The sequence below is a fragment of the Gilliamella sp. X-23 genome (genome assembly GCF_057063545.1).
In genome coordinates this window covers 1-11633 of sequence record NZ_JBXSQG010000026.1, presented here as the reverse complement: position 1 = coordinate 11633, position 11633 = coordinate 1, and the positions used below count along the sequence as shown (strand labels likewise).

At 36.3% G+C, this 11633-nt stretch carries 13 protein-coding genes, 1 rRNA gene and 1 pseudogene; 13 read left to right on the top strand and 2 right to left on the bottom strand.

The window, feature by feature from the left end:
* Positions 1-2 precede the first annotated feature (2 nt).
* The 10 genes and pseudogenes from rrf (at position 3) to cobB (ending at position 7075) form a co-directional block, all read left to right on the top strand.
* Positions 3-118, top strand: a 5S ribosomal RNA gene (rrf, locus tag ACYH9I_RS11200).
* A 90-nt stretch (positions 119-208) separates the two neighbouring features.
* On the top strand, positions 209-772 hold the full coding sequence (locus ACYH9I_RS11195) for a pseudouridine synthase (RefSeq protein ID WP_483560784.1): 564 nt from the start codon (positions 209-211) through the stop codon (positions 770-772).
* 143 nt (positions 773-915) lie between these two features.
* Positions 916-1833, top strand: a pseudogene (gene ftsY, locus ACYH9I_RS11190) (signal recognition particle-docking protein FtsY); the annotation flags it as partial.
* Between the two features lie 15 nt (positions 1834-1848).
* On the top strand, positions 1849-2508 hold the full coding sequence (ftsE, locus tag ACYH9I_RS11185; protein ID WP_483560783.1) for a cell division ATP-binding protein FtsE: 660 nt from the start codon (positions 1849-1851) through the stop codon (positions 2506-2508).
* Entirely contained in the window at positions 2508-3479 is a 972-nt protein-coding gene (ftsX, locus tag ACYH9I_RS11180; protein ID WP_483560782.1) for a permease-like cell division protein FtsX, read from the top strand. The genes ftsE and ftsX overlap by 1 nt, the downstream gene beginning before the upstream one ends.
* Before the next feature lie 201 nt (positions 3480-3680).
* Positions 3681-4541, top strand: coding sequence for an RNA polymerase sigma factor RpoH (rpoH, locus tag ACYH9I_RS11175; RefSeq protein ID WP_091350919.1), 861 nt, complete (start codon positions 3681-3683; stop codon positions 4539-4541).
* A 173-nt stretch (positions 4542-4714) separates the two neighbouring features.
* On the top strand, positions 4715-5293 hold the full coding sequence (locus tag ACYH9I_RS11170; RefSeq protein ID WP_483560781.1) for a DUF2975 domain-containing protein: 579 nt from the start codon (positions 4715-4717) through the stop codon (positions 5291-5293).
* Positions 5294-5305: 12 nt separating this feature from the next.
* Positions 5306-5515, top strand: a complete 210-nt coding sequence (locus tag ACYH9I_RS11165) for a helix-turn-helix domain-containing protein (protein WP_483560780.1) — start codon at positions 5306-5308, stop codon at positions 5513-5515.
* Between the two features lie 4 nt (positions 5516-5519).
* Positions 5520-6335 carry a hypothetical protein gene (locus tag ACYH9I_RS11160; protein WP_483560779.1) on the top strand — a complete coding sequence of 272 codons (816 nt, stop codon included), beginning with the start codon at positions 5520-5522 and terminating at the stop codon, positions 6333-6335.
* Between the two features lie 56 nt (positions 6336-6391).
* Entirely contained in the window at positions 6392-7075 is a 684-nt protein-coding gene (gene cobB / locus ACYH9I_RS11155; RefSeq protein ID WP_483560778.1) for a Sir2 family NAD+-dependent deacetylase, read from the top strand.
* Positions 7076-7078: 3 nt separating this feature from the next.
* Here cobB and mtgA read toward each other — a convergent pair whose 3' ends face one another.
* Positions 7079-7771 (bottom strand): monofunctional biosynthetic peptidoglycan transglycosylase, encoded by a 693-nt coding sequence (gene mtgA / locus ACYH9I_RS11150; protein WP_483560777.1) that lies wholly within the window; start codon positions 7769-7771, stop codon positions 7079-7081.
* Positions 7772-7821: 50 nt separating this feature from the next.
* The gene (gene mobB, locus ACYH9I_RS11145) at positions 7822-8316 is read right to left on the bottom strand and encodes a molybdopterin-guanine dinucleotide biosynthesis protein B (protein WP_483560776.1); all 495 of its coding nucleotides are present in this window, start codon (positions 8314-8316) and stop codon (positions 7822-7824) included.
* 327 nt (positions 8317-8643) lie between these two features.
* On the opposite strand from mobB, the gene ACYH9I_RS11140 reads away from it, so the two are divergent.
* The 3 genes from ACYH9I_RS11140 to ACYH9I_RS11130 all read left to right on the top strand — a co-directional run.
* Positions 8644-9249, top strand: coding sequence for a hypothetical protein (locus ACYH9I_RS11140; protein WP_483560775.1), 606 nt, complete (start codon positions 8644-8646; stop codon positions 9247-9249).
* Between the two features lie 101 nt (positions 9250-9350).
* Positions 9351-10274 carry a hypothetical protein gene (locus ACYH9I_RS11135; RefSeq protein ID WP_483560774.1) on the top strand — a complete coding sequence of 308 codons (924 nt, stop codon included), beginning with the start codon at positions 9351-9353 and terminating at the stop codon, positions 10272-10274.
* 1164 nt (positions 10275-11438) lie between these two features.
* On the top strand, positions 11439-11633 hold a 195-nt coding region (locus ACYH9I_RS11130; RefSeq protein ID WP_483560773.1), incomplete at its 3' end, for a helix-turn-helix domain-containing protein.

The window sequence follows — 11633 nt, the reverse complement described above, 5'->3', positions numbered from 1 at the left end:
TGTCTGGCGGTAATAGCGCGGTGGTCCCACCTGACCCCATGCCGAACTCAGAAGTGAAACGCCGTAGTGCCGATGGTAGTGTGGGTATTACCCATGTGAGAGTAGGGTGCCGCCAGACTTTTAAATTAGAGAGAGCCCAGCAGTCATGCTGGGCTTTTTTGCTTTTGCTGTTTTATTTTATTAATATAAATGGTAAAAAATGTCAGAAATGAACACTTTAATAGCCTTTAATAAACCGTTTAATGTGACGACTCAATTTTCGCCACATGAAAAATATCAGACGTTAAAAGAGTTTATAAATTTACCTAATTTCTACCCTGCTGGGCGGTTAGATACCGATAGTGAAGGGTTATTATTGTTAACTAGTGATGGTAAATTACAATCTAAAATTAGTTCACCAAAGTTTAAATTGCCAAAAACTTATTGGGTACAAGTTGAAGGTCTTATTAATCAACAGGCTATAGATAAGCTAAGAACTGGTGTGCAATTAAAAGAATTTTACACACAGCCAGCCACAGTAACCTTTCTTGATGAACCATTGCAGCTATGGAAAAGAGATCCTCCTATTAGAGAACGCAAAACAATACCTACTTCATGGATAAGTATGACAATCTCAGAAGGAAAAAATCGACAAGTCAGAAGGATGTGTGCTGCGGTCGGATTTCCCTGTTTACGCCTAGTGCGTGTGCAGATTGGAAAATATAATCTATTTACTCACCAATTACCATTAAGTGAATGGCGATTTATCACAACTCGAGATCTTTATTTGTAATCAGCGTTATTTATTGGTGATGGATCACAAAATATTGCTTTTACAATCTTTTTAAAAGATCGAATGGATTGGGCTTTATTCTAAAATAAGATACAATGATCTTTAAATGATCGTGGGATAAATTATTTATGATTGAACAAAAAAAAGAAGGGTTTTTCTCCCGTTTAAAAAAAGGTCTTTTTAAGACTAAGCAGAATATTGGATCTGGTTTTTTAAGTCTATTTAAAGGAAAAAAGATCGACGATGCTTTATTTGAAGAGCTAGAAGAACAGTTACTTATTGCTGATGTGGGCTTTGATACAACACAAAAAATTATAGACAACTTAACAAAGCAAGCATCAAGAAAAGAATTAAAAGATGCAGATGCTTTGCATGAGCTGTTAAAACAAGAAATGAAATCTATTTTAGATGGAGTTGATAAACCTCTTGATACTAATAGCCATAATCCATTTGTTATCTTAATGGTTGGTGTTAACGGTGTAGGTAAAACCACGACAATTGGTAAATTAGCCCGTCAATTTCAGCAACAAGGTAAATCAGTTATGCTGGCTGCTGGCGATACATTTCGTGCTGCTGCTGTTGAACAATTGCAAGTTTGGGGGGAACGTAATCATATCCCCGTTATTGCACAGCATACCAATGCAGATTCGGCATCTGTTATTTTTGATGCAATACAAGCAGCAAAAGCAAAGAAAATCGATGTATTGATTGCTGATACTGCTGGTCGATTACAAAACAAATCTCATTTAATGGATGAGTTAAAAAAAATAGTACGAGTGATTAAAAAGCAAGATGAAACAGCGCCTCATGAAATTATGTTAACGATTGATGCAGGTACTGGCCAAAATGCTATTAGCCAAACAAAATTATTTAATGAAGCAGTCGGTGTAACAGGAATGACATTGACTAAATTAGATGGTACAGCAAAAGGTGGTATTATCTTTAGTATTGCAGATCAGTTTAATATCCCTATCCGTTATATTGGTGTGGGTGAAAAAATTGAAGATTTAAGACCTTTTGTTGCAGATGATTTTATCAATGCCTTGTTTGATGAAACATAAGAATAGAGAGAAATCATGATTCAATTTGAGCGTGTAAGTAAAGTTTATTCTGGTGGTAAATCGGCATTACAAAATATAAGCTTTACCCTGTTGTCTGGAGAAATGGCATTTTTAACAGGACATTCTGGCGCAGGTAAGAGTACGCTGATGCGATTAATTTGTGGATTAGAAAAAGCTAATGATGGCAAAGTATTACTAAATGGTATTGATGTTTCTAGTTTAAGGCGACAAGATATGCCTTTTTTGCGTCGCACAATTGGCATGATTTTTCAAGATCATCAATTACTGATGGATCATACCGTCTATGATAATGTAGCTATTCCATTAATTATTTTAGGTAAACCGGCGGAGGAAATTAAAAGGCGCGTGTCTGCCTCTTTAGATAAAGTTGGATTACTAAATAAAATGAAATTTTATCCAATACAGTTATCCGGCGGTGAACAGCAGCGAGTGGGGATAGCTCGAGCAATTGTTAATCGTCCAACTGTCCTGCTTGCTGATGAACCGACTGGTAATTTAGATGATAAACTGTCTAAGGATATTTTAAAACTTTTTGAAGAATTTAACCAAGCAGGCGTAACAGTCTTGATGGCAACCCATAATATGGGGCTTATTCGTCGCAAGCATCATCGAATACTGCATTTAAATCAAGGGTTTTTAGAGGTTAAAAATTAATGAGTTACGCTAATATTAAACCGACTAAATTAAAGAAAAAAGACAGCAATAGTTTTTTTTCACGTTGGAAAAGACAAATTGGCTATGCTTGGCGTAATACTTTTAATGATTTTTCTCAGCATATTTTTGCCTCATTATTGACCGTTTTTGTTATTGCTATCTCAATTACTCTACCTACTATTAGTTATCTACTTTGGAAAAATGCTAATCAAACAGCTCAACAATGGTATCCAACGCCAAATTTAACGGTTTATATTAATAAAGAATTAACACCTGAACAAACAACTGAATTGATCGCTAAACTTAAGTCTTATTCGGAAGTTGAACAAGTGAATTATCTTTCTCGAGAAAAGACAATTGAAGAATTTAAAACATGGTCAGGATTTAGTAGTGCATTGGATTTATTAGATGAAAATCCATTACCCGCTGTCGCAATAATTGTACCGAAAGAAGAAGCAAAAAAAACAGCCATATTGCATCAGTTACAAGCTCAATTACTTAATCTTGATGGCATAGATGATATAAAATTAGATGATAGCTGGTTTACCCGATTAACTGCGTTAACGAATATGGTCAAATCTGTTGTATGGATTATTTCGATATTTATGATTATTGCTGTATCACTTGTAATAGGTAATAGTATTCGCTTAACTATTTTTGCTAGAAAACAAACTATAGTTGTTATGCAATTAATTGGTGCAACAGAAGGTTTTATTTTACGTCCTTTTTTATATAGCGGTATTTTTATTGGTTTTGTTAGCTCTGTTGTTTCGTTGGTATTATCGGAAATATTTATCTTTCAAATAGAATCAATTATATTGAATGTTTCTGATGCTTTTGGAACAATTATTCATATTGAAGGCTTACTATGGGATGAAAGCTTATTAATTATACTTATTACTATCATTATTGGATGGCTTTCATCGTTAGTTGCGACTAAAAAATATTTAAAAATGACACAAATTACCTAGCTATTTTGACGTAACTAATTAAAATGTATATTAGTTTTGGTAAGTATTGAGCCTAGCAAGATCTTTTAGTAATTTTAAATAAAAAATATGAACTAATTTACAACTTGAAGGTCTAATTAATAAGTGAACGTTAGTTTAACGTTTTTAATTGTTGCATTTTATCTATGTAGCAACAACTAGTTAATTTAAAGGGGGAGTTAAATGAGTACTGATATAAAAATGCAAGTAGGTGCTTTAATTCCACAAGGTAATATTGAATCGTACATTCGCGCAGTTAATACCTATCCGATGCTAACAGCAGAAGAAGAAAAATCATTAGGTGAAAAACTTTATTATCATGACGATGTTGATGCAGCAAGACAATTGATATTATCTCATTTGCGTTTTGTTGCGCACATTGCTCGTGGGTATTCAGGTTATGGTTTACCACAAGCTGATTTAATTCAAGAAGGTAATATTGGTTTAATGAAAGCTGTGCGTCGTTTTAATCCAGAAATGGGTGTGCGTCTAGTCTCATTTGCTGTGCACTGGATAAAAGCCGAAATTCATGAATACGTATTAAAAAATTGGCGTATTGTTAAAGTGGCCACGACTAAGGCACAAAGAAAATTATTTTTTAACCTAAGAAAGACCAAACAACGTTTAGGTTGGTTTAATAATGCTGAAGTTGATATGGTGGCTGATGAGTTAGGTGTCAGCCGTAAAGATGTACTTGAAATGGAATCACGCATGTCAGCACAAGATATGTCATTTGATATAGATAGTGATGACGATGATAATTCAATTGTTGCGCCAGCACTTTACTTAGAAGATAGCAATTCTGATTTTTCAAAATCAATTGAAAATGACAATTGGGAAAATGATGCAACAGATAAGTTACATGATGCATTATTAAAATTGGATGAACGTAGCCAAGATATCATCAAAGCGCGTTGGTTAGACTCGGATGATAGTAAGTCTACATTACAAGTTTTAGCTGATAAATATAGTGTTTCAGCTGAACGTATTCGCCAACTCGAAAAAAATGCAATGAAAAAATTACGAGTTGCTATTGAAGCATAGTTGATTTGTTATTGTTAACTTCTTAGGCCTTACTGATAAAAAAGTAAGGTTTTTTTTTTTGTACTCCAACCTAATAAAACAATAAAAAATTATCGTTTTGTTTTAATTTTTTATTGTTTTATGCTTTATTTATGTTATATTGTGTACAGTTTTATAAAAGAAAGGATATAAAGATGAACACAGATATGACTAAAACACATTCTCGATTGAATCAATATTGTCGCTTCATGGCATTATTAACATTAATTCCTATTCTAATTATGTTAATTAGCTCAATATGCCCATTCTTGTATTATTTTTTTGATATGCAAAATATTGGGCTTGAATTTGGAGGGTTTTCTTTTATCCAAAGTGGGATTGATAATGTTGATCCTAAATCGTTATCTGGATGGCAAGCGACTATCGCAACGTTAATTGATACTTCATTAATACTTATTTTAGCTTATGCGTTTTATCAACTTAGATTATTGTTTATTTATTACAGTCAATCAGAGTATTTTTCGGTAAAATCAGCTAACCGTTGTTACGTATTTGGCAAATTGCTTGTTTTTTGGGTGGTTATAAGTTTTTTATCTGAACCTTTATTAACAATGATCTTAACTTATAATCAAGAGTCGTCAGCACGTTACTTTTCTATTTCTTTTTCTAGTGATGATATTATAACGCTATTTCCTGCCATGAGTATTATGCTTATAGGTCAAATACTAAAAAAGGCTTGCCAACTAGCTGAAGAAAATAAACAATTTATTTAAAAGGAGCCACATGTGCCAATTATAATAAATTTAGACGTAATGCTAGCAAAACGTAAAATAAAATCCAAAGACTTAGCGGTGGCGATAGGTATTACAGAACAAAATTTATCATTACTTAAGCAAGGCAAAGTAAAAGGATTTAGACTTGCAACGCTCGAGGCAATCTGCAAACATCTAGATTGCCAACCGGGTGATATATTAGAATATACAGATAAAGAGTAGATTAATGAAGGCAATAAAATCACAGTTATGGTTTGCAACTACTATTTATTTTATACTCTCCTTTCCCTGCTTTGCCGAACCCAAAGTGATCCATGTTTTGGTGGCACTTTGTGATAACAAATATCAAAAGATTGCACCTGTTCCAAAGGCGATAGGTAATGGTCAAGATCCCAAAAACAACCTTTATTGGGGGGCGGCTTATGGTTTTAAAACCTATTTTGCTAAGCAAAAAGAGTGGCAAATTGTACAAATTAATCGACCCAAATCAGGAATAATATTAGAAGAAATTATTTATAAACACCAAGACAAAGATGTCTATCTAATTGCACAGGCGTATAATGGCAAATATATTAACGATACTGTTGATGATTTTATTGACTACTCAGCAGGCAAAAAGGTAAAAGCGTTTAAATTAAGCGATAAAACGATCATGGCAGGTGGCAGTGCTAATCTGGTTGTCTATATTGGCCACGATTCATTAATGGAATGGTCATGGAAGAAGTATCTGCCTGATAGCTGGCGCTGGGATACATTATCAAAAGAACAACAAGAAAAACAAAAATCACGTTATGCAGCGGTATTTGCTTGCAAAAGCCAACAATATTTTACACCACCACTATCGCGCCTAGGTATTACGCCGCTCATTTTAACTTTGCATCGTATGGCGCCAGAAGCTTATAGTGTACATGCAATGATTAACAGTTGGTTAAATGGCGAATCCAAGGCTGATATTCGATTAAAAGTGGCAAGTGCTTACAGTCAATATCAAAAACTCAGCAAGCCCGCTTTGCATATTTTTACTACCGAATACAGCCAATAACTGGTTAATATTTTACTTTCAATAACCTTAGTTAAATTATAAAGGTGCAATGCATTATGACGATACCTAAAATAGTTATTCTAACCGGGGCTGGTATTTCGGCCGAATCGGGTTTATCAACGTTTCGAGCCCAAAATGGATTATGGGAAGGTTATGATGTTAATGATGTAGCAACTTACGAAGGTTATATGCGCAACCCAACAGCGGTACATGATTTTTATAATATGTTGCGCCGTAAATTACAAAAACCAAACGTAAAGCCTAATGCTGCCCACTTTGCGCTAGCTGAGTTAGAACAGAAATTAGGCACTGATAACGTCTTAATTGTGACACAAAATGTGGATAACTTACATGAACAAGCTGGATCTAAAAATATAATACACATGCATGGTGAGTTATTAAAAGTGCGTAATGAAAAAACAGGACAGATAATTGATTGCTTTAACGATGTGAATTATCAACAAAACAAATTAATTCGTCCACATATAGTTTGGTTTGGTGAAATTCCCCTACAAATGGAACAAATTTATGATGCACTTTCGCAAGCAGATTACTTTATATCCATTGGCACATCAGGCAATGTCTATCCTGCTGCTGGTTTTGTACAAATAGCTAATCAAGCTGGTGCTAAATCGATTGAACTTAATTTAGAGCCAAGTCTAGGTGAAAGTCTATTTCAAACCAAAATTTACGGGCCAGCAAGTAAAGTGGTACCTAAATTTATAGCGACACTGATCTAGCTATCATTTGAGCTTATCTAAATAATACTTACCACCCAAATTATTCATTTGAGTACGAATCCATTCTGCTTTTCTTTGAATATTACTATTGGGGTTAACAGGACTCCATTTTCTTGGATTAGGTAAAATAGCAGCCAGTAAACTTGCTTGAGTAGGAGTTAATTGGCTAGCACTAACGTTAAAATAGTGGCGTGAAGCCGCTTCAACACCAAAAACGCCCTCATCCCATTCAACGCTATTTAAGTAAATTTCAAGTATGCGCTGTTTAGACCAAGTAAGCTCGATCCAAAGCGTAAACCACGACTCAAACCCTTTACGAACCCAACTGCGCGATGGCCATAAAAAAATATTTTTGGCGACTTGCTGCGTAATGGTACTGGCGCCACGAATTTTTTTATTATTTTGATTATATTGTAAAGCCAGATTAATCGCCTTAAAATCAAATCCCCAATGATTAGAAAAGTTTTGATCTTCGGCGGCAATAACTGCTATTTTAATATTATTAGAGATCTGATCCCAATCTTTCCATGTGCGTTGTTGAGTAATATTCCAATGAGTGATTTTTCTTTCTACCATCAACATAGAACCAAAAGGATCGACCCAACGCATTAATAAAACAAGCAAAACGGACAATAGCACAAATCCAATTATCACTTTTTTAGTTATGTTTAAAAATTTTTTGAATAAAGGCTTCATGCTGATTCAGGTAAAGTAACGTAAAAAATTAGCAAATAAGATACGATATATTAACGTTTTAATAAATAACTTTTTATAAACTCAACAATCTGAATTGGCTGATTAATATCAAATCTTGGCACATTCGTATCTAAAGGCTCATCACTAGCAATAGCCAAAGTAAAATCATCGATGAAAAACTGTTTTTGAACATGGCTTCGATGACAAATAATTTTAGGGATTTGCTCATCTTTAAATCCCTCAACTAAGATAACATCAACATCAGAAAATTGATTAACTAAAGTCTGCAAATCAGCAGGTTTGTTAGGGGTTTCGCAAATAAAAGCATAACGATTATCACATGCGGCAATTGTTTGTAACGATCCTGCTTTACGTAATTTGTAGCTATCTTTTCCTGGAGTATCAAATTCAATATCGTGATGTGCATGTTTTAAAGTTGCTACCTTAAAACCTTGCTCAACAAGTAACGGAATAACCTTTTCCAACAAGGTTGTTTTACCGCTACCGCTGTAACCACAAATTGCGAGCGTTTTTTTTATATTCATTGTTTCGTGATTCAAAAATGGTTATATTCAACTTAAACCTAATATACACTATTTTCTATGTTGAAAAAGGAGAGATCATCTTTAGCAAAAATCAGTCAGAAAAGATATTGATTTTATTGATGTTTTTGTTTTGCTGTTTTTAATCCGAACAACTGCCAAAAACGTTTCCAAGACATTATTCTATTAACAAAACCTTACAAAAATAAACAAAAAAAAGCTGTTCTTTATTTTGTGGCAGAATACAATCTTTCATCCAGATAAAAGTCCTAATCATTGAGTAACAATCTTGAAATTCCCATAAAAAATTTATTTAAAAGGTAGGTTGTTATGTATTGTAATTATTTGATGTATCTTTTGGGGTATCAAAGTTACTACAGTCATCAAGATTCCTCAGGAGCTTTATTTTTATCATCGAAGTTATCGAGCTTATTGAACTCGTCGAGTTTATCGGTAAGGCTATTGCCGATTTCCAAATGGTTATCTAAATTCTCGTTATTATCAAAATCCACGTTGTTCTTTGCGCCACTACTCTTATTGTCGTATGCGCAGTGTTCTATGGCATTGACGGCAAATACATCAAAGGAAATAGAAGGTAGTGCACCGTATTTAACGTTCGACGGTGGCCGGACAAAGGTAACAGATGTAGACAGTTTGTTGTCTATTTGGTTGCAGGATGGTCGGGTAATCACGCCGTCGACAAATACATCAAGTGCGACAAATCCGATAAGTTTGCCGTATGTGGGGAGTAACTTAGATCATATAGCAATGGTCGTTCCGTCGTCACAGAGTTCAATTAGTATGAATGATTTGGTTGTTCAGAGTAATTGGGGAGATGATGATGGAGATGAGCCGGCTGTAAATGGTGTATCGGGGAGTATATCGGTATCGTTTACGGACAAAAAGGCAATAGAGTTAATCGTAGTGATGCATTAAGTATATGTAATGCTCCTTATAAGGTAAGATTAAGTAGTACAGGGGGATATTTACAGACCCGGTACGGAGTTCCTAATAGGACTAGTTTCAGTGGAGCTACGGTGGATTATTATATTAATCCGTATGACAGTGGTTCTGGTGTTTGTTACTTTGTGAGTCACGCAAGGCCGAATTTGTTATTGGGTGGTACTACTGGCATCAATTATATCGACGACCCTCGCTTTGCCGGCCCATCTAACATATGGAGTCCTACAAAGGGTTTTTTAACTCAGTCAAATGATTCATCATCTTACGACCGAAACTTTCCGACAACGGGTGCTGATGGGGTGTATTTTGACTTAGAGATGCCTGCTGGAGTGGATGAAAGTCAGTTGACGTGGTCTCCGGTCACGCGTGGTGGAATAACGGCTACGGTGACAAGTGTAGCAGCTAATGAATATTGGATTCCTAGTGCTGATAGGGGAAAAGTTGTCGCACGTGTTAAGTTAAGCGGTCCTAAGGCGGATAACACTCAAATATTGTCAGATAATCCTAGTCCGCTTACTCCGTTGCCATCTTTGCCGCAGACCTTTGAGTTGGTGGGTAGGGATGGTCGTGGTAATGAAGTGAGGTATGGATTTGTGTTAAAGCAGTGGTTCGTCAATCGGAGTAATAAATTTGATACTCAGTCTAACCAATCCACTTGGTGTAGTCGTTTGGGTTATCGTCTTGCTGGGGTTAGGGATTTAACTAACGCGAAGTGTTGGGGTACAGATCAAACTTGGTTCCCCTGTATAAATGGCATAGATGGCGCCTTGCCTCATTCATCTGGTGATTATTACATGCGTCACATAGGTGCTGGGTTTTTCACGGAGTGGGGCTCCATGCTCAACTACGCTGATGCGGGCTTCGTCAGCTACAGCCACTGGACAAGCGACGTAACAGGTAGCAATGGCTTCGTTGTCGGCTCGTACTACGGCAACGTTGACCGCGGCAACGCCGACAGCGGCGACTACAACCTTCCTGCTATTTGCACCACACCTTAGCTTTTATTTCTTAGTCCTTAATCCTTAATCCTTGGGCCGCGGGGGCGATTATGGTGCTTGAGAGGACAATCTAACAAAGAATAACGCCCCCCCGCCGATGCTGAAAGCGTGATTGGCAATCCTAGTGATTACACTGTGGCGGTTTAAATTCGTGGTCTATTTATAGTACGGCAAGGTTTCGGACGTTTTGACCTTGGGTGGACAAAACAGCCACAGTGACCACGTCCGAGCAAAGGGAATTAGAGCGAATTCCCTTTGCAATCCCACGCTTTGGCTGCAGAATGTGGCCTGCGGCTACCCTCCGCCGCCACTCGGTCTTAACGCACCGTTTGTGGACGCGTTCCCGACGCACCACAAACTCGCCAAACATCCTTGTTTGGCGTGCTAACCTCACTCTGTTGTCGGCACATTCTGACGCCGGAATAAGACAGACAACATAATCTTAGGTGCTTTTTGGTGAATTGTTTTTTGTAAAAAACAATGCAATTACATCCAAAAAGTGGTCAGGAAAGGTATTGATTTTATTGAAGTTTTTATTTTTGTATTTTCAAGGAAAATCAACCGCTTACATAACCTAAGCAAAGCGCCGACATACAACAAATCAACAAAACCACGAATAGCGCCCTAATAACAGCAAGTTAACCGCTCCAAACCCTTTTTTAACGATAATTTAAAATTAAATAAAATCAATATGTTAATAGGTTGTTCAAAAAAAGGGTTTTCAAAGATGAAATTGTTGTTTATCTTTATATAGCAAGATTTATCAAATCTTGAGCTCTACCTTAACGCCGTGTAGGTGGTTTAGAAATGCACGGTTTTAGCTGTTCTCAATGCCCGCTTCCTTAACGCCGTGTAGGCGTTTAATTCAAATAAAATCAATCATATAATTATAAAAACATAATATTTTCCAAATAAGGATGGTTATGTTGTTTGTCTTATTCGGGCGTCAGAATGTGCCGACAACAGAGCGAGGTTAGCACGCCAAACAAGGATGTTTGGCGAGTTTGTGGGCGCGGGAGCGCGTCCACAAACGGTGCGTCAAGACCGAGCGACGGCGGAGGGGAGCCGCAGGCCACATTCTGCAGCCAAAGCGCGGGTTGTTAGGGAATTCTGAACTGCCCCCCAAAAGTTGGATTGTTTAAATCTACTTTTGGGAACAAAATTATGGCCAAAAAATATCCATTCGATTTTAAAAAACAAGTCATTGAACATTATTTTAAGAGTAATGATGATTATGGTTTAACCGCTTGGCACTTTCAAGTGCCTGTCGGTACAGTGGAGTCGTGGGTAAAGTTATATAAAAGAAAAGGCATTGAAGGACTAAAACCCGTCACAAAACCAAGGTATTTTTCTCCAGAT